Consider the following 24,252-nt stretch of genomic DNA (forward strand, 5'->3'; position numbering starts at 1 on the left):
TGATTGAGAGTGGGTAGGCTTATCGAATTAGGGCTACCCACATCCAGCAGTTAAAGGGAGCTTACGCTTTTCTATAAAGAGAAAGAAGGCTTTATAATGCGAAGAGAGTTAAAGTGGAAATGGCTATTCTTTTTTGGGGGAATTGCTATTATGTCACTTGGCATTTCGATGATAATTAAGGGGAAAGTGTTAGGAGTGAGCCCGTGGGATGTGCTGCATATCGGTTTATTTAAGCAAATCGGCTTTTCAATCGGTTCATGGTCGATTATTACCGGTTTAGTTATTGTTACAGGCGCATCTATCTATTTAAAACAATGGCCGAAAGTAGCAACATGGTTGAATATGATTCTTTGTGGTGTATTCATTGATGGTTTTAGCTGGCTGCTACCTAATACGGATATTTTTATTTTTGAAGTCCTATATTTTATTTTTGGTCTAGTCGTTATGTGTTTAGGATGTGCTATGTATATTTCGCCTAATTTAGGCGCAGGGCCGCGTGATACACTTATGATTTTAATTGTGGAGAAATTTGGTGGTTCAATCCGTAGAGCACGTTTCATAATGGAGTTATCGGCAGTAGTTTTAGGATGGCTGCTTGGAGGACCTGTTGGAATTGGAACGATTATTATCGTGTTATCTACAGGTTCCATCATTCAACCGGCCTTGTCATTTTTTAGAAAGCTGCTGGAGAAGCAAATTTCAGAACCAGAGGCCGAAAAACTTGTTTCCAAACATCAATCTAAAACACTCGCAAAAGAATCATAGCTTTTGCGAGTGTTTTAAATTTTCCTTTAAGCTATAAAAGTACAAACTAAATAAAATAATTTTGCCAATTATTGTTTTCACATAGTGAGTGTATGAAATAGAGGGGATTCTTTGATAGTTGTTATGCTAAAATGAACATAGAATTTTTTGAATGGGAGATGTTGAAGGTATGGCTAAAATTTTAGATACATTTTTAAATGAAAACTTACAGATTCTGCGAGATCAAGGTTTATACAATGAAATCGATGCTGTAGAAGGCGCTAATGGTCCGATTATTCAAGTGAACGGAAAGCAACTAATTAACCTATCTTCAAACAACTATTTAGGATTGGCAACCAATGGGGAACTAAAGCAAGTTGCCAAGGAAGCAATTGATAAGTATGGTGTTGGTTCAGGGGCAGTCCGTACAATTAATGGAACACTAGACCTTCATGTGAAATTAGAGGAAAAGCTTGCAGAATTTAAAGGTACAGAAGCGGCGATTTCTTATCAATCTGGCTTTAACTGTAATATGGCTGCCATCTCTGCAGTCATGGATAAAAATGATGCGATTCTGTCAGATCAATTAAACCATGCTTCTATTATTGACGGCTGTCGTTTATCAAAGGCTAAAATTATTGCATACAATCATTCTGATATGGAAGATTTACGTGCAAAAGCAAAAGAAGCAAAAGAGTCAGGCTTATACAATAAAATTATGGTTATTACAGACGGAGTTTTCTCGATGGATGGCGATATTGCAAAGCTTCCTGAAATTGTGGGAATTGCAAAAGAGTTTGACTTAATCACTTATGTAGATGATGCTCATGGTTCAGGTGTAACAGGTAAAGGAAAAGGAACTGTAAAACATTTTGGACTAGAAAAAGAAATCGACTTCCAAATCGGTACCCTATCGAAAGCGATTGGGGTAGTAGGTGGTTATGTGGCAGGGAAGAAAAATTTAATCGATTGGTTAAAAGTTCGCTCTCGTCCATTTTTATTCTCAACAGCTGTAACTCCGGGAGATGTTGCTGCCATTACACGTGCAGTACAATTGATTATGGACTCAACCGAATTGCACGACAAACTTTGGGAAAATGGCGACTACTTAAAAGCAGGTTTGAAAAAGTTAGGATTTAACATTGGTGCGTCAGAAACGCCAATCACTCCATGTATAATTGGGGATGAAAAGCTAACGCAACAGTTTTCTAAACGCCTTGTAGAAGAAGGGGTTTACGCAAAAGCGATCGTCTTCCCTACAGTACCAAAAGGAACAGGGCGTGTGCGCAATATGCCAACAGCAGCCCACACAAAAGAAATGCTCGATAACGCTCTTGCAATCTATGAAAAAGTAGGTCGTGAATTAGGAGTAATCTAAAGATGAGGTACCTAGTGAACTAAAACTAGGTACCTTTTTTAGGCTGTTGACATAAAAATAAGTTAACGAATCTATGGAAGGATGAAATTTTGACTGGGACAATAACATACTTTTTCGGGCAAGCAATGACTGGGCAAGGCATGAAACATTTATATAAAGAATTAATGAGCACGGAAGCAAACACAGTATATCTTTTAAAAGGAGCACATAGTTTTAAAATATCTGATCTGCTTGGAAAACTTGCAAATCACTACAGCAATAAAGGAGTAGACGTTGAATACTTCCTTGACCCGCTTTTTGAAAATACCCTCGAAGCTATATTCGTAAAAAATCCTTACAACATTCTTTACCTCCAAGCTACCAATCCATCTGTTGAACCTATCGTATTAGGAAAAAGAGATAAAGTCATTTCATTATATGATTGTCTAGATGAGCAAAAGCTTACTTTACATGGTGAGCAACTTGAACAATTATATGAAACAAAAGCAGAATACTATCAAAATTGCTTTTCTGCTTTAGCTAATGCGATTAAAATTCATGATGATTGGGAAGTTGAAACAAGAAGATATATGAACTGGCAAGGACTAGATGAACAATTTGATGAACTAAAGAGCGATCTTTTTGGGGACGCAAAACTAGCTAAAATTGCAAAAAGAACACACCGTCTGCTTGGAACATTAACTCCAAAAGGGGCGCGGGATACGGTTAAAAGCATCACAGAAAATCTTGAAAGAAGGCTGTTTATAAAAGGTTACCCAGGCACTGGAAAGTCATCTATGATGAAAAAACTTGCCGACGAAGCTGCTTCAAGAGGATATGATGTGCAAATGGTATGGTGTGGTCTTGATTCAAATTCAGTAGATATGGTTATTTTACCAGAGCTAAAGTTTTGTATTTTTGACAGCACTGAACCACATGTTTACTTCCCGGATGAAAGTCGAGCTGGAGATGAAATCTTTGACATTGCTCAGCATTGCCATCCAACAAAGGTTGAAGAGAGCAATATACAAAAGATTGTTGCAGAATATAAATCTGCTATTTATGATGCGACAATCAATGCCAATTTGTATGCTCAGGAAGAGAGAAAGGTACGCGAAATAATAGATCAAGCAGTCAATTCAGAAGAATTTGATAAACGGACAGAGGGATTATTTATATAAGAAAGTAATTTGTTTTCTACTTAAATAATATGGGGATTAATGATATCTAAAGCAGGGGCGTCCAAAAAATAAAAGTTACTGGACGGCCCAGCCTCCTTTTTTTTTTTACTCCTGCAGTACTACGCAACTTCATCGCAAGAAAAGAAATTCAAAATTCCTTTTAGAATAACCACTTTGCTGCTTTTTTACTATATGGGTAGCAATTTTTTTATTTTGAGTTAAAATTATAAAAATAGTTTATTATTTTATTAGTCAAACAATTTCTCTGTATTTATTGACATAACAGAGATTTCAATGTATTTTGATAAAATATAGATGTTTAGTTGGTATTAACTAATACTGACCAGTGAGGAGAAGTACATGCTAGAGTTTCAAAATATTACGAAAATCTATGAATCTAAAAAGAAACAAATAGTCGGTGTAGATAACGTCTCTCTAACGATTAACAAAGGCGACATTTTTGGAATCGTTGGCTACTCTGGTGCAGGGAAAAGTTCATTACTTCGTTGTGTAAATTTACTAGAAAGGCCGACAAGTGGGAAAGTTCTTGTTGATGGTGTAGATTTAACACAACTTTCTAGTAGTGAATTGCGTATCGCTCGTTTAAAAATCGGGATGATATTCCAGCATTTTTATCTTATTAGCCAAAAGACAGTTGGTGAAAATATTGCCTTTGCATTACGGGCTGCAAAAACACCAAAAAACAGAATTGAACAACGTGTTAATGAACTGCTTGAAATGGTAGGTCTAACCGATAAGCGGGATGTTTATCCTGGACAGCTCAGTGGCGGGCAAAAACAACGTGTTGGGATTGCAAGAGCACTAGCAAACAATCCTTCTATTCTACTTTGTGACGAAGCAACATCAGCACTCGATCCAAAAACAACACTTTCCATCTTGAGATTATTGAAAGAAATTAATGAAAAGCTAGGAATTACAATTGTTCTAATTACACATGAAATGGATGTTGTAAAAGAAATTTGTAATCGAATGGCGATTATGCAAGATGGCCGTGTAGTTGAAACGGGCGAAGTTTATGATATATTCGCTGAGCCGAAAGAGCCTCTAACACAAGAGTTTATTAAAAGTGTCGTATCTTTTGATATTCCAAATGAAATTTTAAAGGATGTAAAAGGACAAATTATTAAAATTTTATTTAAAGGCGAAGTGGCAGGCGAAGGTGTTATTTCTGATACAATGCAACGCTTTAATGTAAAAGGAAACTTTCTACATGGCACGATTGAATACATACAAGAACGTCCACTTGGGATTTTCATCATGGAATTACAAGGTGAAATTGCCGCAGTAAATGAGGCCAAGCATTATATGGAACAACGTGGCGCAATAGTGGAGGTGGTCTAGGTGTTCGATTTTCCGTATTTTATAAGTATGCTGCCAGATATTTGGAAAGCCTTCAAAGAAACAATCATTATGATTGCGATTTCGGTTTCAATCTCACTAGTTATTGGGTTGCCGCTAGGTATTTTATTATTCGTATCAGATAAAGGAATGTTTTGGGAAAATCGATTTATTAAAAATGTATTTGGATTTGCGGTGAACTTAGTACGTTCCATCCCTTACATTATTTTGTTAGTTGCATTATTCCCGCTAACGAATTTACTCATTGGTTCAACGATTGGACCAGTTGCAGCAAGTGTTTCTCTTTCTGTGGCAGCTATCCCATATTTTGCAAGACTCGTAGAATCATCGATGAGAGAAATTGATAAAGGTGTTGTTGAAGCTACAATTGCTGTTGGCGCTACACCATGGATGATTATAAAGGATGTCCTAATTCCAGAAGCAAGATCAAGTATTATTCGAGGGGTCACATTAACGATTATTAGTTTGGTTGCTTACTCTGCGATGGCAGGGGTAGTAGGCGGCGGAGGTATCGGGGATTTAGCGATACGATTCGGCTATTATCGTTATGACGATACAATTATGATCGCAACAGTAGCTATCTTAGTTATTTTAGTACAACTAATTCAATTAACTGGAGAACTAGTTGCAAAATCAATCGATAAAAGATAAAAGGAGAATAAAAAATGAAGAAGTATTTACTAGTATTCCTTACACTTGCATTAGCTGTAGTTTTAGCGGCATGTGGCGGTAAGGATGAAGCTGCTACAACAACTAATGGCAGCAACAGCACAGCTGACACTACTGAAGACAAAGAGATTATTTTAGGAGCTACTGCAGGCCCATATAGTGATATGTTAAAGAAAGCAATCATCCCTCAATTAGAGGAAAAAGGGTATACAGTAGAACTTAAAGAATTTGGTGACTACATTCAACCCAACATTGCATTAAACAATGGCGACATTGATGCAAACTTGTTCCAACATACAATTTATTTAGAAACTTTCGAACAGCAAAACAATATGGATTTAGAGCCGTTAATTATCGTACCAACTGCTCCAATGGGCTTTTTCTCAGATAAATTTACTTCTGTAGAAGAAATTGCTGACGGTGCAACAGTTGCACTTCCAAACGACCCATCAAATGCAGCACGTGCGCTTTCATCTTTACAAGAACAAGGTTTAATTGAAATCGACCCTAACGTTGATACTTTAACTGCATCAGAAAAAGATGTTGTGAAAAACGATAAAAACTTAGTGTTCCAGCCAGTTGAAGCTGCTTCACTACCACGCCAAATCCAAAGCGTTGACATCGCAGCAGTGCCAGGTAACTTCGCTTTAGCAGCTGGCTTAGATCTAATGGATGCAATGTTCTTAGAAAACATGCCAGACCAATACCGCAATGTTGTAGCAGTAAAAGCTGAAAATAAAGATAGCCAACTTGCAAAAGACATTATTGAAATCGTAGAATCAGCTAAATTTGAAGAAGTAATTGACGCTGAATTCCAAGGTTTCGGTAAACCGGAATGGATGACAAATCGTTAATTTAATAACTTTAGTAAAAAGAGCTTAAGGTGTTTGTTAATAGCGAATACCTTAAGCTTTTTATTTGGTTTTTTATATGACTTTGAGGAAGATATCCACGACTTGAAAGTTACAGGTAATACAAGATGCCTCGTGCTAGTAATAAATTTCACCTTCGAACTTAGGTACTTTTATTATGGAAAATAATTTAAAGTGAAGTAGATATTTATACTAATATGGGTGGGAACTTAGCTGCTAGGGGAGAGAAATATTATTGGGAGTTCTATCCCTTTTTTATGCTAGTTGGTTGTAATGAATTATCAGAGGAAGAGAGATCAGGCTGGACATAATTGAATCCTAAAAATTAAGGAGGAAAATATATTGTTAGAGATTGATAAAGTAAAGGAAAGAATACAACAGCTAGAAGAATTAGAAGCCAAAAGTCTTTTGCTAATAATGTATGCAAGGCTCGATACAGCAATAAATGGAACAGGTGGCGATGAAGTTATTAAATAAACTATCAGTGATTTATTTGATATTTATTCGACAATTCCATTTCGGAATAAGGATAGCCAATGATATTCCAGGAGGAAATAAACTATGACTTTTGAAAGAGGAATTTATATTATAACGGGGATAATGGCCTCCGGTAAATCTACAATTGCACAAATGTTAGCAGAGCAATTTGAAAAGGTGTTCACGTGCGTGGAGATATTTTCCGAAAAATGATCGTAAAAGGGAATATTGATATGACTCCAGATTATTCTCAAAGTGCCGTCGAGCAATTGAAACTACGTTATAAGATGGCTGCAAAGGTGGCTGAAATGTATTACAATGCAGGGTTTTCTGTAGTTATACAAGATACGTATTTAGGAAAAGAAGTAATTTCTTTTCTAAATGAATTCGAATCTAAGCCAGTTTACTTTATTACGTTAAATCCGAGTGTTGAATCAATAATTAATAGAGAGCAAAAACGAAATAAGACAGGGTATACTACTTGGCAAGTTGAACCTCTTTATGAAGTACTAATCAATGAAAATCCTAAAATCGGATTGTGGATTGATTCCTCAACAATGTCTCCTGAAGAAACGGTATCTTGGATTATGAAATGTTTAAAAACTGAAGCACGAATTAAATAAATGCTATAGTACATTAAGCTGATTGATCATAAATATTTCTAAGAAAGAGAGTATTTCGATCAGGATAAAAACTAAACCCCGAATAATGAACACTTAAAAAGTGCTCTATTCGAGGCCTTTACTATGGAGAACAATACTTTGGTTTAATTTTTTGCTTTTCCTTCCAACGCCAACCAGGCACCAAGACCGAGCAATGTTACTCCACTTATAGTCTGTTGCCACCAAAGTGCTATTTTACTTTTTGCTAGGAAATTACCAAATAAACTTGCTATTAAAGCTACTGTAATATCAACAATTAAACCTAATATACCTAAAATTAAACCTAAAATTATAAATTGAATCGCTGTATTCGATAAACTAGGGTCAATAAATTGAGGAATAAATGTTAAGAAGAATAAAGCTACTTTTGGATTGAATATATCTGTAAGTGCACCTTCCCAAAACGCTTTACGAATGCTAACTTTCTTCTTATCTGTTGAAATGCTAAAACTATTTCTATTTTTGAGTGTTTGTATTCCTAAATATATTAAATATGCTGCACCTATATATTTTAATATAAGAAAGGCCCACACAGATGTCATTAGGATTGCAGATAAACCTAATACAGCTAATAAAATATGAATGATTGTCCCTATCTGGATGCCAATGGCTGTTGCAATTCCATGCTTTCTTCCTTGAGAAATACTTCGACTTATTACAAACGCCATATCTGGTCCAGGTGCCACACATATAATAAATGCAGCTAGAATAAATGCAGGTAAGAGCGAATAATCAATTAAATGAAAATCGAACATTTGTGATCCTCCTTAAAATTTATAAAATTATAATAATCTTTAATGCACAATAAAACAATAAGGATTCTGAATATTGCGTAACTTATTTGTAAGTTTTTTCTAAAAACATTTTCTGATAAATACTTGATAGGTTAATATAAGGACATCCCTTTAATGAAGGACTTTCTAAAAGGGTCTTTTTTATTTAGATAACTAATAAACTTCTGATGTTCTACTTTAGAGGCAATTTGTAGGGCTGTAGAGTATCTTCATGGCGATATTTAAGAATACTGAAGTGATGAAGTAAGTGAAGATAATAAAGTAGAGACAGAAGACGTTACCGTATGCCATTTACCATTTTCCTTTGTCCGCATTTTTTATATGGGTTGCTGTAAAAGAATATCCAAACCAAACCAATACATGGAGTCTCGTTTGTGGATTTTATTATTAATTGTTAGCTTTTTTATACAGCAAAGGAGAAAACTGAATTTTGAAGAATAAAGTAAAAATGGACGCCCATTAATTTTTGGGGACGTCCATTTTCAATGAAAGATTCGAGTTAATTTGATATTAAAACGTTTTTCACTTTAAAAATATTTAACTTTTCAATTCTGCTAATTGCTTCTGTCAAACGATCCTCACTTACCAATAGGCCAACTCGAATATAACCTTCACCGTACTCCCCAAAGCCGTTTCCTGCTGCAACCGCAACATCTGCTTTGTCTAATAATAAATCAGCAAATTGTTCGCTTGTATATCCATCAGGGACGGGGAGCCATGCAAAGAATGAACCTTTTGGAGCTTTTACATCCCAGCCAATTCGTTTTGCTTCTCTTATGAGTGCATTTCGTCGATTTTCATAAATTACGCATTGTTCGTCTACACAATCTTGTTCTCCATCAAGTGCTGCTATTGCGGCATATTGGATTCCAGGGAAGATGCTGCAAAACAGATGGTCTTGAATCAAGTTGATAGCCTCAATAATATCTGCATTTCCAACTGCGAAGCCAACACGCCATCCCGCCATATTGTACGTTTTAGATAACGTATAAAGTTCCACACCGACTTCTTTTGCTCCATCAGCTTGAAGGAAGCTTACAGGACGCTGCCCATCGAACCCGATTGCACCGTAAGCGAAATCATGTACAACTGCTATTTCACTTTCCTTAGAAAATTCAACTGTTTTATTGAAGAATTCAAGATCCGCTGTACCACCAGTTGGGTTGTTTGGATAGTTTAAATACATTAATTTAGCTCGTTGCTTAACTTCATCTGATAATGCATTGTAATCTGGCAAAAATTCATTTTCTTCACGTAGAGGCATCGTATCAAAGTGAACATCGCCAAGCGCTACACCTGATAAGTAATCAGGATAACCCGGATCAGGCAAAAGCATATAATCACCAGGATTTAAAATGGCCATTGGCAGCTCAACTAAGCCAATTTTTGAACCGCCTAGAATCGCCACTTCCGTATTTGGATCAATGTCCACATTATATTCTCTTTTATAAAAGTTTGCTGCTGCTTCTTTTAACTCCTGAATACCACGAAACGGGGAATATTTATGTGTTTGTGGGTTTTCCGACGCTTGCTGAAGAGCTTTTATAATATGAGCAGGCGTTGGTCTATCGGGGTTCCCTTGGCCGAGATTAATGACATCTCGTCCTTCTGCAATCGCTGCATTTACTTTTTGCACAAGCGCAGCAAAAAACTGCGTTGGGAGCTTTTGAAGTTTATTTGAAAATTCCATGTCAGTTCCTCTTTTTCAATAAATTTATTTGCATAGGTATACGGGAAATTCCAAACCTATGAAAAATCAAATAGTTATAACCGAAATATTCGGAAAATAAATTCCGGAAATTCTTTCTTTAATAATATAATTGTTTGAGTGCTTCGTAAACCATGGATTTCAAGTGGAAAATCAATTTATTAATATAGTAATTACTATAAAAATCTTTTTCGATTTAACTGTTGCAGCTATCGTTTCTTTTCCTGTTAGTGTTTAGAAGCATTATAGAGGTATGGAAAAATAATAGAATCCTTAGACAATTATTAAAAGTAGTTTGATATAATTATATAATAAATGGTAAATAAGGTGCGTTTTGGGCACCTGCTTGAATGGAGATTGAAAGATGAAGAAGTTTTTATATTTACTTACTTTAATAATTCTAATGGTTGGGTGTTCAAATGAGGATGCCAACACAAAAAACGGTAGTGGTGAAGTAGCAAATAAAAATACGCAAGAATCACAAAAAGAAGTGCAACAAATAGAAAAGAAAACGCCAGAGGAGTATTTAGAAGAATTTAAGAAAACTACTGAATATCAAGAAATTAAAAGTGAAGATATAGCATTTAACGAGGTAGTAGATTTTGAGGGTGATGAACTTCCTGAGATCGTATTAGGTGTTAATAGTGATGTAATACAATCAGAAGTTTTGATTTTCAAATTACAAAATGAAGTTTGGGAAAAGGCTTCAAGTTTTACATACGATACTAGTTTAGCGATTCGGCTGGAACAAAATGTGAAATTCACATACGATGATTCGGTAAAAGAGGCATTTGCCTTTGAAACTGTAGAAGCATATGCCAATACGATGAGTTCAAGTGTAGTCATCCTAAACTACAATAACGAAACTGCAGCCTTTGAAGAACTAGCCAATATCAAATTACAATCTACTGATACTTTAAATTTAAGTTTGGGTAATAATAAATTTAATGTTATAGGAGAAAGTGATACATTAAAATATAATTTTAAAAATGGTGAATTAGTAGATGATGAAGGTAAACGAATTGGCTTAATTATCGATGATGAATTAGCGAAATTAATAGGTACGACTATTAATAATTATTTTATTACATATGGCGACTCGTATTACACGGCACAAGAGAAAATTACGGAGCCGTTAGAACAGGAAACCTACTATGAAGGTGGGCTTTGTTCATTTTATTCCTCGTTCTTTATTTGTAATTCTGATCATCAAGGTTTAATTTATGCTTATTATATTACACCTACTAATATGGTAACTGTGGAGGATTTATCTAGGTTCTTTAATCAATCAATAGATATTATTGAGACAGAAAATATGATTGATGATAGTGGTACTTTTTATTCGAGTGAAATAGTAACAGATATAGGGACATATCAATTAGAATTTAACGGGAACTCACCTCAAGCAGAGCTTGAAATGATCATATTTATTCCTAGTTAATTTCTATTGTGTCATAAACCACTCTTGAAATAAATTCCAGTTGTTTACGGAATATAATTTAATTGTATTTAAATGGGGTATCTACCTAATCTTTGCACTTTGTAAATTCCACGTATCTTCCCATTTTAATATTGGGGAAGATACTATGGTGAAATATTAGTTACCCCATTTGAAAAGGAGTGTTGTACATGTTAGTAAAAAACCTAATTCAAGCACTACAAGAACTAGATCAAGAGAAAGAAATTAGAATCTCCCTTCGTAATGGTTGGAGACCAACTGGAACGAAACCAGTTGAAATGATTGATTATGCTGTAGACATGGATACAAATAAAGTTTCTTATTTCATTGATGTAGATATTCATTTCGAATATGAATCTTCTAAGGGGGATGAAAAATTCGTGGATCCAAAATCAGACTAACTTCTTTCTTAATTATAGATACAAAGATACTTTAACCTGTTTAACCGGCTATTTCTGCTGAATCAAATTTTCCATCTATATTTCCGCATACAATGATGGAATGTCCCCAGAACATATCTCCATCAGAATAGAAGATTTCAAAATCACCTTCTGGATAAACGCATATCGTGCTTAATTTCATTAACCCCATAAACATTTCCTTAGTGATTTCTTGGATTTCTGTTTCCTCATCATCCTGTAGCCAATCATTTGCCAACTCAGTTAGTTCTTCTGCAGCATATTCTTTTACTCTCTGGCTCCATTCATCCTGTTGCTCGAAAAGTACATAGGCGGTTTTCAATGCTGATTTCATCTTATCATTGTCTTCAAACCAATCAAAAGACAACAGCCCTTCATCATTTGCCCATATTATCTTTTTTTCAAAAGTATTAACGCTTTTAATCAATTCAAACTGACCTAGTATTTCATCATTGTAAAAAACAGGTTTTAAAGATTCTTGAAGTACCACTTCCAAATCATCGTCTTGATAGGAAGTTTCTAAAACCTTAACAAGCATCATAGAACCTTCTCCCTTTCGAATTTGTAACCTTACGATGGAGTTCATGTCCAATAAATCTCTTGATTCCTCAAATTCCTTATCATTAGCGAGCCATTGCAAACGCAAATTTTCCTTGATGACAGGATCATTGCTATTTAACTTTTTCCATCCAATTAAAGGGATGGATGCTTGCCATAATGTATTTCCTGCTGCTCTCCCTGCGCCAACACCTGATGCACCTGTAACTGCTGCTATTTCGATTACATCGTCTGTAAATCTCTTTTCAAAATTGCTGACTTCATTCGATATGCTCATTTTAAACACTCTCCTCGTTCGTTTTTACGATTACTAACGTTACTAAGTTTCATTTTTTCCTTTTTAAAGATCGTTCATTAAAGTTGTCATAGTAGTGAGGGTTGTTGAAAACATTGCTATATATGGCATGTTCAAATGTTTTTTGATATGGTTTACTTAGTAGTTTGATAGTTAAGAATAATAGAATTTTTAATTCTAGGGGGTTATTGAATGAAAATCGGGTGTATTCAAATGAATGTAGGATTTGGGAAAGTCGATGAGAATTTTGAGCGTGCAGAGCATTTAATTCGAGAGGCGGCAGGCAAGGGAGCAGAAATTGTTGTCTTACCTGAAATGTGGAATACTGGCTATGCACTTGAGAAATTAGAAGAACTAGCTGATTCAGAAGGGGCACGAACTAAGGCATTTTTAAAGGGCTTGGCAGAGGAGCTTTCGCTACATATTGTAGGCGGCTCAGTTGCAACAGAACGTGATGGCAAATTTTATAACACAATGTATGTTTATAACCGTGATGGCGAGTTGGTTAGCGAGTATAGTAAAGTACATTTATTCCGCTTAATGAACGAAGAAAAATATTTAGAAGCTGGCAACGAAATGAATCGTTTTACGTTAGGAGACATTGAGGCCGGTGGTGTCATTTGCTACGACATTCGCTTCCCAGAGTGGCTGCGTGCACATGCATTAGCTGGCGCAAATGTGTTATTCGTTTCTGCACAATGGCCAACTCCTCGCATCGATCATTGGAAAACATTGCTACAAGCCCGTGCTATTGAAAATCAATGCTTCGTTATTGCAGTAAACCGCATCTCCCGTAAAGTCGAAAACTTTAATGGCCAATCAATGGTAATCGAACCATGGGGTGAAGTGCTATGGACAGGTGGAGAAGATGAGGAACTCGCAATTGTCGACGTTGACTTTTCAAAAGTAGAAGAAGTGCGCGGCCGAATTCCAGTATACGATGACCGTCGTCCAGGACTTTATGCTGGGGTAGTGGAGGAATAATATTACCTTATATAAGTCTTAATAGAGAATGGTCACGTTTTTGTAAGCCGGGGATTTCGGTATTTCTTACGCCAATCTTCAACTCTATATTAAATTTACAAATTTTTAACTTTTCTTACAGCAACAAATTCAATATTTCACATAGACTAAAAATAAGACTCCTTGGGGCTATCAGCTTTGGGGGGTCTTTTCCATATTTCCGAATGTTTACATGTTCATTAATACTATCTATTTTTAAGAACGATTGCATATAGCAATCAAAAGCAATTAGACAACTTGAATGTTCGTACTATTTAAAATCCTCAACCTCTTTGGATCGTATTTAATATATAGGAATTTATAGTAGGTGTGTCGAAATTAAAATACTATAGAATTACTAGAAGGAGGATATTCAATTATGGCAAAAGAAGCTTTAATTATTGTCGATATGAGCAACGATTTTGTTGCAGATGATGGAAGTTTAACGGCTGGTAAAGCAGCACAAGAAATTGTGCCATATATTATTGAGAAAGCAAACGAGTTTTTAAATGGTGACCAGATTGTAGTCGTTGCAATGGATGCTCATCAAGAAAATGATCCACATTTTGATTTATGGCCAGTACATAATGTAATTGGTACTAAAGGACAGCAGCTTTACGGTGATTTAGCGGTTTGGTTTAAAGAAAATGAATCAAATCCGAATGTCATTATGCAGCCTAAAACTAATTACAATGCGTTTTTTAAAACGGATTTAGCAGAAAAATTAAGAGCTCTCAATGTAGAAAAGGTTCATGTTGTAGGTGTATGTACAGATATATGTGATTTTCTAACAGTTGCAGGAGCTGATGCGGAAGGATTTAAAACAGCGATTCACCAAAAAGGTGTGGCCACATTTACCGATTTAGGTGACACCTTTATCCAACATATGAAAACATGTTTCTTTACGGAAGTTATTTAATTAGAAAAGGGATGCCTTCGATATTTTGGGGCATCCCTAAACAAATTTTATTGATTAATCATACCGCCATCAACTGTATAAATTGAGCCTGTTACGTATGATGATTCATCAGATAGCAGGAATGCCGCAACATTTGCTACTTCTTCAGGTTGTCCGAAGCGTTTCATTGGGACGGAAGCTGTATATGCTTCATGCATTTGTTCTGCATTGCCTGGTGCCACATTCTCTTCAATACGCGTCATCATTCCCGTTGCAATAACGCCAGGGTGTACAGAGTTGAAACGGACGCCAATTTCAGCAGCTTCGAGGGCAGCACATCTAGTTAGCCCTAATACGGCATGCTTCGAAGTGTTGTAAACAGTCGTACCTGGTGAACCCATTAAACCGGCTAAGCTGCTTGTGTTGACGACTGAGCCATAGCCCTGTTTCTTCATTACTTTATAAACTTCTTGCATGCCATAAAGCACGCCATATACGTTTATGCCAAATACAAAATCAAAGTCCTCTTTTGTATACTCTTCAAAAGGTTTAGAAGGACCTTCGACACCTGCATTATTGAAAAATCCGTCAATTTTACCGAATCGGTCCACTGTCGCTTGAACATAGGCTCTGACGTCTTCCTTTTTCGAAACATCGCCTGTCAATGAGAGGATGCGCTCTCTTGAAAATTGATTTTCTGCAATTAACTTATCCAGCCCCTCTTGTTTTAAATCAACTAAAACTAATGAAGCACCTTCACTATATAGTTTTTTTGCTGTAGCTGACCCGATTCCTCCACTTGCCCCGGTGATAATGATTACTTTATTGTCAAATCTGCTCAATATCAACACTCCTTCAAGTCTCTTGAAAATTATTTATCAGTGTCATTATTCAGTTGTTTCTAGATTTTTATGCGATAGATAAAAAATTAGTGGGGTGCATGTTCCAATTACTCATTAGAACCCCCAACTATTACCACTTGCCGTCTCAATTGTCTCATTGTTAAAATGAATGAAGGAACAAACGTTCGCATATACTAAATGTGAAATTGGAGGTGTAGTGATGCATGCATTAAAATACAGTGAGGCAGATTCAGCAAATTTATTTGAAGTATATAACCACGCGCCAAATCGATCGATTATGTGCATTGATATGCGATGTTTTTATGCGAGCTGTATGGCTATGATTGAAAACCTTAATCCTTTTAAGGTGCCTATTGCTGTTGTTGGAAACTTCAAGCAAAAGGGAAGTGTAGTGCTTGCTGCATCACCGCCAATGAAGAAGCGATTTGGTATCAAAACAGGCTCAAGGCTTTATGAGATTCCAAAACATCCTGACATTAAATTATTCGAACCAAAAATGGAATTTTTCGTTCAAATGTCAATGGAAATTACGAATTTAATTAACCAATTTGTTCCAAAGGAAGCAATTCACGTCTATAGTGTTGATGAAAGCTTTGTAGACTTAACGGGTACTGAAAAGCTTTGGGGACCACCAGAAGAAACCGCAAAATATATTCAACAAAGCATTTATAGTCAATTTCAAATTCCGAGTGCAGTTGGAATGGGGCCAAACATGCTTATGTCAAAGCTCGCACTAGATTTAGAGGCGAAGAAGACTGAATTTGCAAAGTGGACCTATGCTGATATTCCGGAAAAACTTTGGCCTGTATCGAAACTTTCTGAAATGTGGGGCATTGGACGTCGAACAGAGCGTACGTTAAATAATATGGGTATTTTTAAAGTTGGCGATTTAGCACATGCCGACCTAAATATGCTGGAAGATCACTTTGGTATTATGGGCAATCAACTTTATTATCATGCATGGGGAATCGATTTGTCGCCGCTTGGAGCACCGCTTGCAGAAGGACAAATTAGTTTTGGCAAAGGTCAAATGCTTATGCGGGATTATCGAAGTCGCAGTGAGATTCTCACGGTGATACTTGAAATGTGTGAAGACGTTGCAAGAAGAGCAAGAGAGGCCTATCAAGTTGGAAGGACGATTTCACTTGGTGTCAGCTACAGTAAAGACGCATTTGGAGGTGGTTTTCAACGAACTCACACAATCGATGAACCGACTAATGACACAATGAAAGTTTACAAAGTGTGCGAGCAATTACTAGACCAATACTATGCAGAGCGCCCTGTAAGAAAGATTACAATCAGTCTTTCAAAGTTAGAATCAGAACGCTCCATACAACTCAGTTTATTCGATTGTAAAAAATGGAAAAGGCGAAAGCTTGGTGCGACGATGGATTATTTGCGCTCAAAGCATGGTTCTACTGCTATTTTGCGCGCTGTTTCCTATACAGAGGCAGGGACGGCAATTGCTCGAGCTCAGCTAGTAGGGGGACATAAAAAGTAGCTTCTACCATATAAATGAGCCAAACTACTTTTTAAATGGATTAAGACCATCTTTGAGCGAAAAGGTAAACTCCATTGAAAAGACGGTACTCCATTTTTGGAGAAGAGGTGATGAATATGATTCGAGACCGTGGAAATATTAAATGGAACACGATGATGCTTCCAGAGCACGTGAAGCTGCTGCGTGAATGGCATGAAAAAGATCAATATGTTGCAAAGCCGCAGTTGGATGAATGGACATTACAGGAACTTAGCGAGCAATTGCAAAGGGCCTTTACGAATAAACTAGAAGTAGAATTAAACATTTGGGAGGAAAAACGACTTTTCAAAGCCACCGGAAAAATCGCAAAATTAAATATAAACAATGAAACACTTTATTTGGAAGATGGTCGGAAGTTTCCTTTTCAGTCCATCTTTGGTGTGTCACTAATTGAATAAACTGACTAAAACAAAACAGGTGAGAGAAACGATTCCATTTTCTCCATCTGTTTTATTTTGTTAAGGAACCCTTTTTACCTCAAAAAACAGATTGCATATGATAGTAAGAGGAACAGGCAAAGTGAATTTTATATTGTCTTTTTATGGTGAACGAGTTATAATGAAATCCACTTGAAACGTTGATTTGATAATGTTTTAATGTACTTTTCAGATGTACATTTGTTTTTCATCAGAGGAGGGAGCAAAATGAAAAGGATACTTGTAACGGGTGCGTTAGGCCAAATTGGTTCGGAATTAGTCGGAAAATTACGAGATATATATGGAGAAGACAATGTGTTAGCTACAGATATTAGAGAAGAATATTCCTATGGACCATTTGAAGTGCTCGATGTAACAGATGGGAAGCGCATGTATGAGCTTGCCAATCAATTTGGTGCAGATACGATGATTCATATGGCTGCCTTGCTTTCTGCAACAGCTGAGAAGAATCCACTGTTTGCCTGGAATTTAAATATGGGGGGCTTAATGAATGCACTTGAGGTTGCAAAAGAATTAAAGATGCAATTTTTTACCCCAAGTTCAATCGGTGCCTTTGGTCCATCTACACCCAAGGACAATACACCTCAAGATACGTTGCAGAGACCTACAACGATGTATGGAGTAAATAAAGTAGCGGGGGAACTTTTATGTGATTATTATTTCACAAGATTTGGGGTAGATACGCGCGGTGTTCGATTCCCGGGTTTAATTTCGTATGCAACGCCTCCTGGTGGGGGTACAACTGATTATGCAGTGGATATATATTACAAAGCGATAGAACAGGGTCATTATACTTCATATATTGCAGAAGGTACGTATATGGATATGATGTATATGCCAGATGCACTGCAAGCGATTGTTGATTTAATGGAGGCGGACGGTTCAAAATTAAAACACCGTAATGCCTTTAATATTTCTGCAATGAGTTTTGAGCCGTCACAAGTCGCGGCTGAAATTAAAAAGCATATTCCATCATTTAAAATAAATTACAATGTAGACCCAGTGCGCCAAGCGATTGCGGATAGCTGGCCAAATTCCATTGATTCGTCTGAAGCAGCAGAGCAATGGGGATTTAAGGCGCAATATGATTTAGAGAAAATGACAGTGGATATGTTAAATAAATTAAGAAGAAAATTAGAGAGAAAGTCAATTTCATAATAGCAGTGAAGGAGCTCCAGAAGTATTAGAGCTCCTTTTTTGAAATTTCCATTATTAAAGGGGTTCCACAATAAAAAGGGAACATCGATAAGAAATTTAACGATGTTCCGGAAACAATTCAACTATTCAACTTACTTTACAGCAGAAGCCTTTGAAGCCTTCACGAGCTCCTCAATGATATCCCAATCACCATTTGCTAAGCTATCGACGATTTTACTGCCAACAATAACGCCGCTGCAGAACGAGCCGAAATTTTTAACATGCTCTGGTGCAGAAATTCCGAACCCAGCTAGAACAGGTGTGTCTGTATAAGTTTGAATTCGTTTAAAATGGTCATCAAGCGAGCCTGCAAAACTAGAACGAGCACCTGTAATACCGTTAACAGTAACTGCATAAATAAAACCTTCACTAGCTTTAGTCAAACGTTCAATTCGCTCGGGAGTACTTGTTAATGAAACGAGCTGTATCAAGGCGATTTCGGCATTCTTTAAGGCTGGGTGGACGATGCCACTTTCTTCAAGCGGCATATCAGGAATGATGACACCGCGAATGCCTGCCTGCTTTGCATCATGAGCAAATTTCTCCACACCATAAGCTAAAATTGGATTTAGATATGTCATTGCAACAAGTGGAATGGTAATTTGATCAGCAAAACCGGTTAATGTTTCAAGCACTTTACGTAAAGTCGTACCATTTGCTAATGCTCGCTCTCCAGCTCTTTCAATCGTTGGGCCATCTGCAACAGGATCAGTAAATGGGATGCCGACTTCAATGGCCGTTACGCCGAGTTCTTGAAGCTTTAAAATTGTAGGCTGTAATTTGTCTAAGCCGCCATCACCGGCCATGATATAAGGAACGAACGCTTTATCACCAGCAGCAGTAACTGATAAAATGGCTTGTTTTAATTGACTCATGCTAGGTCACCTCCAAGTGCAGCTGAAATTGTATGCACGTCTTTATCCCCACGTCCAGATAAACAAATTACTAGAATATCATCAGACGCCATTGTTTTGGCAAGGTTTGCCGCGAAATGGATGGCATGTGCACTTTCGAGGGCAGGAAGAATACCCTCTGTACGACTAAGTAATTTTACACCTTCCAACGCTTCATCATCTGTGACAGTGCCATAGGTTGCACGGCCACTTTCATGAAGGAGGCAATGCTCTGGACCTACACCTGGATAATCAAGGCCAGCTGATATCGAATGTGCTTCTTGAACAAAGCCGTTTTCATCCTGTAATAGGTACATAAATGCACCGTGTAAAACACCAGTTTGCCCTCCTTGAATAGCTGCGGCATGCTGACCAGTTTCGATTCCTTTACCAGCTGCTTCTACACCGTATAGTGCAACCTCTTTATCTTTTATGAATGGATAGAACATTCCAATGGAGTTGCTTCCTCCTCCAACACATGCAACTACTGCATTTGGCAGACGATTTTCAATCTCTAATATTTGGGATCTCGTTTCATCTCCAATGACGCGTTGGAAATCTCGAACAATTGTAGGGAATGGATGGGGCCCCATTGCAGAACCTAAAATATAATGTGTATCTTCAATATTTGTTACCCAGTGGCGCAATGCTTCATTCACTGCATCCTTTAACGTTGCAGAGCCTTTATCTACTGCAACAACCTTTGTTCCAAGCAGCTCCATACGGAATACGTTTAATGCTTGGCGTTTTACATCTTCCGCTCCCATGTAAACGATACATTCAAGGTTAAGTAACGCACATGCGGTAGCCGTTGCTACTCCATGCTGACCTGCACCTGTTTCGGCAACAATTTTTTTCTTACCCATGCGTTTTGCAAGAAGTGCTTGCCCAAGAGCATTATTAATTTTGTGAGCCCCTGTATGGTTTAAATCCTCACGCTTTAAATAAATCTTTGCGCCGCCGATAGTATTAGTTAAACGTTCTGCGAAATAAAGGGGAGTTTCGCGCCCAACATAATTTTTTAAATAGTAACGAAGCTCTTTCTGGAACGATTCATCATTTTTAACTTTGTCATACACTTCATCTAGTTCTTGCAGCGCGGTCATTAATGTTTCCGGTACGAATTGTCCACCAAAACGTCCAAACCTGCCTTTTATTTCTACTGAGCTTTGGTCGGTGTAATTATTTGTTGTCATTTTCATTCACTCCTTTACGACTTTCGTGTAGATTGTCGTAGATTTCATTGGTTATGTTTAAGGCAACAGCTGAACATTTGTTGCCAATTCGATAAATTGTTTTATTAACTCGCTATCTTTAGAGCCATTTCGTTCAACACCGCTTGATACATCGACACCAAAGGGCTCTACTTGAGCGATGGCCCGTTCAACGTTATCAGACTTAAGTCCACCAGCTAGAATGAGGCGGTCTTTCGGGATAGAAAGCTGATCAAGCAATGACCAATCAAAAACATGGCCGCTGCCACCAGAAAAGTCTGTGCCTGGTGCATCAAATAGATAGTAGTCAACGTCATATTTACTTGCTCTTTCAACATCTTCATAGCTTCTAACAGAGAACGCCTTAATAGAAGGGTAGCCTAAGTATTTTATAAACTGAGCATCTTCCGTGCCATGGTATTGGACATAATCAAGACCAACTTCTTCTACCGCTTCTCGAACTTGTAGTTCAGTTGGGTTAACGAAAACACCAACTTTTTTGATATGGGAAGGGACTAACTTTGCAAGTTGTGCAGCACGTTCAATGGAAATTTTGCGTTTACTAGGAGCAAACATAAAGCCAATCCAAGTGGCACCAGCATCAACAGCAGCTTGAACATGTTCTTCTTCCATAAGTCCACATATTTTTACTTTTACCATTACTACACGTCCTTCACATTTACAGGTAAGGGAATTTGCAATGATTTTAAAGCTTTTTCTACATCCCCACTGCGCATTAGTGATTCACCAACTAGTACACCACGTGCCCCGACATTGACAACTCTCTTTGCATCCTCTACATTCCAAATGCCACTTTCACTAATGAATGCTATATCTTCATAAGCGGTAATTTTTTGTGCTAATTTTTCGGTTTGAGCTAACTCAACATTAAATGTTTTTAAGTCGCGATTGTTTACACCAATAATTTTAGGATGAATAGCTAATGCGCGATCCAGCTCCTCTTCGTTATGAACTTCTACTAAAACATCAAGCCCTAAATTATTCGCATAATCATAAAAAGTTTTTAATTTTTTGTCTGAAAGTGCAGCAACAATAAGTAAGATGACAGATGCACCAGCGGCTTTTGCGTAATCTATTTGCACCTCATGAATGATGAAATCTTTATTTAAAATTGGAATTTCAACATAGTTTCCAATATCCACTAAATCTTGAAAAGATCCTTTGAAAAATTTTTCTTCCGTTAAAACAGAAATGCAGGCAGCACCTGCATCTGCATACTTCCTTGCTTGCTCTACAGGGTTGGCGCCTTCTGCAATCAAGCCTTTAGAAGGGGAAGCCCGTTTCATTTCTGAAATAATTTGCAGCGTATCGGATTTTCGCAGCACATCATATAGGGATGGACGTGACTTTTGTATAACGTTAAACATAGGTTCATTTGCCATTAAAGTAGGGAGTAGAGTTTCCTTATGATCTAAAATCGTTTGTAAAATGGTCATTATCGTATGCGCTCCTTTAAAATGGATTGGCTGTATTCCACCACTGCGTCTAGTTTTGATAATGCACGGCCAGACATAATGCTGTCACGGGCCATATCAATACCTTCATTGATAGATGCAGCTGAACCGTAGGCAAAGAAACCAATTGCAGCATTTAATAAAACAGCATCAAAGTAAGGACTTTGTTTTCCTTTTAGTAAATCACGCAAGATAACAGCATTTTCTTCTGGAGTTCCACCAATAAGTGCGCTAACAGAGACAGCAGATAATCCGTAGTCCTCAGCATTTAAGGTGAAAGCTTTAATCTCTCCATTTTCAAGGAGAGCAAGCTTGTTTTCGCCATCGAGTGATGCTTCATCCATACCTTGTGTGCCAGAAACAACAACTGCACGTTCACGACCTAAAATACGAAGAACTTCGGCATATTCGCTGACAAACTCAGGGCGATTAATGCCGACAAGCTGAGTTGTTAAATTAACTGGATTTGTAAGAGGACCAACCATATTAAAAATAGTTGGTTTTCCAATCGCCCTGCGAACTTCACCGATGCGTTTTAATTTCGGATGAACATTTGGAGCATACAGGAAGGTAATACCTTCTTGTTTTAACAAATCAACAGAATCATTAATAGTAAAGTTTGTATGGATGCCCAATGCTTGCAACACGTCTGCACTGCCTGAAGCACTTGAAATTTTGCGGTTGCCATGTTTTGCAACGGAAACATTATTTGCAGCAAGAACGAATGCTGCTGTTGTACTAATGTTGAAGCTTTTTAGTCCGTCGCCGCCAGTTCCGCAATTGTCAATATAAGCACCATTAGGGACGGGTACTGAAGTGGCATTAGCTTTCATAACAGTTGCAAGGGCTGCAATCTCCTCAGTTGTTTCGCCTTTTTCACTTAAGGCAACTAAAAAAGCTGCAATATCTTCTTGTGGTGTTTCCTCATTAAATACGAGCTCGGCAGCTTGAATCATGTCATCATACGATAAACTTTCATTTTGCTTCACAGTTTTTGTAAATAATTGAATACTCATCTAAACTCATCCTCCCAAAATCATAAATTAGCAGGTTAGATAAATGAAACTTTAGGTGAGGGGGGCTTTTGCGGAAAATAAAAAAGTCCTCTACAAAAGGAAATCCCTTTTGTAGAGGACGATAATAGACCGCGTTGCCACCTCTGTTGAAGCATTGTTTACTTCCACCTTGGTGTGTTTTTCTTTACGAATAGGTGAATTAACACCCGAATTTAAGTAAACGAAAAACACTTCCTTATAACGTAGGAAAGACGTCAACTAACTGCCGCTAGTTGCTCTCATAAGGCCCATTCACAATATGTGTGCACTAGTTCACACCAACCACTAGCTCTCTTAAGAACACTATATTGCTACTATTCTTATTCATCAATTTTTCTCAGCTATACTCATCTAATTTCTAAACTCTGCTTTGCTCAAACGGTGGTCGCGCTCCCGCAACCTGCTACCGTATACGAACAATTTTTGTTAACTAGAATTGTAGACTTAATTTTTCTTGTTGTCAATGTTTTCTGAAAAATTGTAGTGGGATTTGGTTTCAACGTCTTATAAAGCTCTAAAATAAAAAGCCGAGAACATAAAGCTCCCGGCAAAATACAAATTAAACTAAATCTTTGAAGTTTAAACGTTTATTTAAAAGATGCATAATTGGCACCCCAACAGCTAATACAACGAATTCGCCTACTGCACATGTAAACCATGTCAATAAGAATGGCAATTCTAGTGCTAAGTTTAATTCGAAGGCAATGATGAACATTGTAACAGTAAATAAAAACGTATTAATGATCATGCGCAATAATGTGTTTTTCACAAACTTACAAATCAAAATAAAGATTGTAAGAGTGATAATAGAGTGGCTAACACCAAACACTAAATCGTATACGCCCAATGGTGAAAATAAATTTGAAATAAATACACCAATAACAATGCCTAGCATAAAGCGTGGATTAAATGCCACTAAGTGATTAAACATCTCCGAAACCCGAAATTGGATCTCTGTAAAACCAAATGGTGCAACTAAAAGGGTAACCGCTATATAAAGCGCAGCAATAATCCCGGTAGTCGCTAAAAACTTCACTTTCATATTCATTTCTCCTTAGTTTTTTTTCGTGGGATGGTTTCGAACCACGGTGACTGAACACAAA

Annotated in this window: 26 protein-coding genes, 1 riboswitch and 1 other annotated feature; of the genes, 16 read left to right on the plus strand and 10 right to left on the minus strand. The window is 37.2% G+C overall.

The window, feature by feature from the left end; all coding sequences use genetic code 11:
- Positions 1 to 96 precede the first annotated feature (96 nt).
- The 9 genes from MKY04_RS03200 to MKY04_RS03240 all read left to right on the plus strand — a co-directional run bounded on the left by MKY04_RS03200 (position 97) and on the right by MKY04_RS03240 (position 7,303).
- Complete coding sequence (locus MKY04_RS03200; protein WP_126293169.1) at positions 97 to 765, plus strand: YczE/YyaS/YitT family protein; 669 nt, start codon at positions 97 to 99, stop codon at positions 763 to 765.
- A gap of 169 nt (positions 766 to 934) precedes the next feature.
- Positions 935 to 2,122, plus strand: a complete 1,188-nt coding sequence (locus MKY04_RS03205) for a glycine C-acetyltransferase (protein ID WP_126293170.1) — start codon at positions 935 to 937, stop codon at positions 2,120 to 2,122.
- Positions 2,123 to 2,211: 89 nt separating this feature from the next.
- Positions 2,212 to 3,282: a nucleotide kinase gene (locus tag MKY04_RS03210; protein ID WP_126293172.1), complete on the plus strand. Its 1,071-nt coding sequence runs from the start codon at positions 2,212 to 2,214 to the stop codon at positions 3,280 to 3,282.
- A gap of 360 nt (positions 3,283 to 3,642) precedes the next feature.
- Entirely contained in the window at positions 3,643 to 4,644 is a 1,002-nt protein-coding gene (locus MKY04_RS03215; RefSeq protein WP_126293174.1) for a methionine ABC transporter ATP-binding protein, read from the plus strand.
- A gap of 27 nt (positions 4,645 to 4,671) precedes the next feature.
- Positions 4,672 to 5,313 carry a methionine ABC transporter permease gene (locus MKY04_RS03220; RefSeq protein WP_126293277.1) on the plus strand — a complete coding sequence of 214 codons (642 nt, stop codon included), beginning with the start codon at positions 4,672 to 4,674 and terminating at the stop codon, positions 5,311 to 5,313.
- Between the two features lie 14 nt (positions 5,314 to 5,327).
- Positions 5,328 to 6,185, plus strand: a complete 858-nt coding sequence (locus tag MKY04_RS03225) for a MetQ/NlpA family ABC transporter substrate-binding protein (protein ID WP_346235297.1) — start codon at positions 5,328 to 5,330, stop codon at positions 6,183 to 6,185.
- A 360-nt stretch (positions 6,186 to 6,545) separates the two neighbouring features.
- Positions 6,546 to 6,680, plus strand: coding sequence for a hypothetical protein (locus tag MKY04_RS03230; protein WP_346235298.1), 135 nt, complete (start codon positions 6,546 to 6,548; stop codon positions 6,678 to 6,680).
- A gap of 84 nt (positions 6,681 to 6,764) precedes the next feature.
- Complete coding sequence (locus tag MKY04_RS03235; protein WP_346235299.1) at positions 6,765 to 6,893, plus strand: hypothetical protein; 129 nt, start codon at positions 6,765 to 6,767, stop codon at positions 6,891 to 6,893.
- Positions 6,890 to 7,303: a phosphotransferase gene (locus MKY04_RS03240; protein WP_346235300.1), complete on the plus strand. Its 414-nt coding sequence runs from the start codon at positions 6,890 to 6,892 to the stop codon at positions 7,301 to 7,303. Before MKY04_RS03235 ends, MKY04_RS03240 begins: the two co-directional genes overlap by 4 nt.
- Positions 7,304 to 7,446: 143 nt before the next feature.
- Here the strand turns inward: MKY04_RS03240 and MKY04_RS03245 are convergent, their stop codons facing one another.
- On the minus strand, positions 7,447 to 8,097 hold the full coding sequence (locus MKY04_RS03245; RefSeq protein ID WP_126293179.1) for a LysE family translocator: 651 nt from the start codon (positions 8,095 to 8,097) through the stop codon (positions 7,447 to 7,449).
- 538 nt (positions 8,098 to 8,635) lie between these two features.
- Positions 8,636 to 9,826 (minus strand): pyridoxal phosphate-dependent aminotransferase, encoded by a 1,191-nt coding sequence (locus tag MKY04_RS03250; RefSeq protein ID WP_126293181.1) that lies wholly within the window; start codon positions 9,824 to 9,826, stop codon positions 8,636 to 8,638.
- Positions 9,827 to 10,208: 382 nt separating this feature from the next.
- On the opposite strand from MKY04_RS03250, the gene MKY04_RS03255 reads away from it, so the two are divergent.
- On the plus strand, positions 10,209 to 11,285 hold the full coding sequence (locus MKY04_RS03255) for a hypothetical protein (RefSeq protein WP_126293183.1): 1,077 nt from the start codon (positions 10,209 to 10,211) through the stop codon (positions 11,283 to 11,285).
- Positions 11,286 to 11,473: 188 nt separating this feature from the next.
- Complete coding sequence (locus MKY04_RS03260) at positions 11,474 to 11,704, plus strand: hypothetical protein (RefSeq protein WP_126293184.1); 231 nt, start codon at positions 11,474 to 11,476, stop codon at positions 11,702 to 11,704.
- Between the two features lie 40 nt (positions 11,705 to 11,744).
- Here MKY04_RS03260 and MKY04_RS03265 read toward each other — a convergent pair whose 3' ends face one another.
- Entirely contained in the window at positions 11,745 to 12,557 is an 813-nt protein-coding gene (locus MKY04_RS03265) for a DUF2262 domain-containing protein (RefSeq protein ID WP_126293186.1), read from the minus strand.
- A 210-nt stretch (positions 12,558 to 12,767) separates the two neighbouring features.
- Between MKY04_RS03265 and MKY04_RS03270 the strand changes: the two genes are divergently transcribed.
- On the plus strand, positions 12,768 to 13,559 hold the full coding sequence (locus MKY04_RS03270) for a carbon-nitrogen family hydrolase (protein WP_126293188.1): 792 nt from the start codon (positions 12,768 to 12,770) through the stop codon (positions 13,557 to 13,559).
- A gap of 397 nt (positions 13,560 to 13,956) precedes the next feature.
- Positions 13,957 to 14,496, plus strand: a complete 540-nt coding sequence (locus MKY04_RS03275) for an isochorismatase family cysteine hydrolase (RefSeq protein WP_346235301.1) — start codon at positions 13,957 to 13,959, stop codon at positions 14,494 to 14,496.
- A gap of 47 nt (positions 14,497 to 14,543) precedes the next feature.
- Here MKY04_RS03275 and MKY04_RS03280 read toward each other — a convergent pair whose 3' ends face one another.
- The gene (locus tag MKY04_RS03280) at positions 14,544 to 15,317 is read right to left on the minus strand and encodes an SDR family NAD(P)-dependent oxidoreductase (protein ID WP_126293191.1); all 774 of its coding nucleotides are present in this window, start codon (positions 15,315 to 15,317) and stop codon (positions 14,544 to 14,546) included.
- A 220-nt stretch (positions 15,318 to 15,537) separates the two neighbouring features.
- Between MKY04_RS03280 and MKY04_RS03285 the strand changes: the two genes are divergently transcribed.
- From MKY04_RS03285 to MKY04_RS03295, 3 genes are all read left to right on the plus strand, one after another.
- On the plus strand, positions 15,538 to 16,839 hold the full coding sequence (locus MKY04_RS03285; RefSeq protein WP_346235302.1) for a DNA polymerase thumb domain-containing protein: 1,302 nt from the start codon (positions 15,538 to 15,540) through the stop codon (positions 16,837 to 16,839).
- A gap of 110 nt (positions 16,840 to 16,949) precedes the next feature.
- On the plus strand, positions 16,950 to 17,276 hold the full coding sequence (locus tag MKY04_RS03290) for a YolD-like family protein (RefSeq protein ID WP_126293195.1): 327 nt from the start codon (positions 16,950 to 16,952) through the stop codon (positions 17,274 to 17,276).
- Between the two features lie 246 nt (positions 17,277 to 17,522).
- Positions 17,523 to 18,473, plus strand: a complete 951-nt coding sequence (locus tag MKY04_RS03295; RefSeq protein ID WP_126293197.1) for an L-threonine 3-dehydrogenase — start codon at positions 17,523 to 17,525, stop codon at positions 18,471 to 18,473.
- Between the two features lie 131 nt (positions 18,474 to 18,604).
- Here the strand turns inward: MKY04_RS03295 and trpA are convergent, their stop codons facing one another.
- The 6 genes from trpA to MKY04_RS03325 all read right to left on the minus strand — a co-directional run bounded on the left by trpA (position 18,605) and on the right by MKY04_RS03325 (position 24,191).
- Positions 18,605 to 19,387: a tryptophan synthase subunit alpha gene (trpA, locus tag MKY04_RS03300; protein WP_126293199.1), complete on the minus strand. Its 783-nt coding sequence runs from the start codon at positions 19,385 to 19,387 to the stop codon at positions 18,605 to 18,607.
- Positions 19,384 to 20,601 carry a tryptophan synthase subunit beta gene (gene trpB, locus MKY04_RS03305; protein ID WP_126293200.1) on the minus strand — a complete coding sequence of 406 codons (1,218 nt, stop codon included), beginning with the start codon at positions 20,599 to 20,601 and terminating at the stop codon, positions 19,384 to 19,386. Before trpB ends, trpA begins: the two co-directional genes overlap by 4 nt.
- Before the next feature lie 57 nt (positions 20,602 to 20,658).
- Positions 20,659 to 21,279 carry a phosphoribosylanthranilate isomerase gene (locus MKY04_RS03310; protein WP_126293202.1) on the minus strand — a complete coding sequence of 207 codons (621 nt, stop codon included), beginning with the start codon at positions 21,277 to 21,279 and terminating at the stop codon, positions 20,659 to 20,661.
- A 2-nt stretch (positions 21,280 to 21,281) separates the two neighbouring features.
- Entirely contained in the window at positions 21,282 to 22,076 is a 795-nt protein-coding gene (gene trpC, locus MKY04_RS03315; RefSeq protein WP_346235303.1) for an indole-3-glycerol phosphate synthase TrpC, read from the minus strand.
- Entirely contained in the window at positions 22,076 to 23,110 is a 1,035-nt protein-coding gene (gene trpD / locus MKY04_RS03320; protein ID WP_346235304.1) for an anthranilate phosphoribosyltransferase, read from the minus strand. Before trpD ends, trpC begins: the two co-directional genes overlap by 1 nt.
- A 111-nt stretch (positions 23,111 to 23,221) precedes the next feature.
- Positions 23,222 to 23,486 (minus strand) — a binding site (T-box leader).
- 222 nt (positions 23,487 to 23,708) lie between these two features.
- The gene (locus MKY04_RS03325; RefSeq protein WP_126293207.1) at positions 23,709 to 24,191 is read right to left on the minus strand and encodes a QueT transporter family protein; all 483 of its coding nucleotides are present in this window, start codon (positions 24,189 to 24,191) and stop codon (positions 23,709 to 23,711) included.
- A 6-nt stretch (positions 24,192 to 24,197) separates the two neighbouring features.
- A riboswitch (PreQ1 riboswitch) is annotated at positions 24,198 to 24,242 on the minus strand.
- Positions 24,243 to 24,252 lie beyond the last annotated feature (10 nt).

The organism is Lysinibacillus telephonicus (genome assembly GCF_039654155.1).
In the GTDB taxonomy this organism is placed as follows: domain Bacteria; phylum Bacillota; class Bacilli; order Bacillales_A; family Planococcaceae; genus Ureibacillus; species Ureibacillus telephonicus.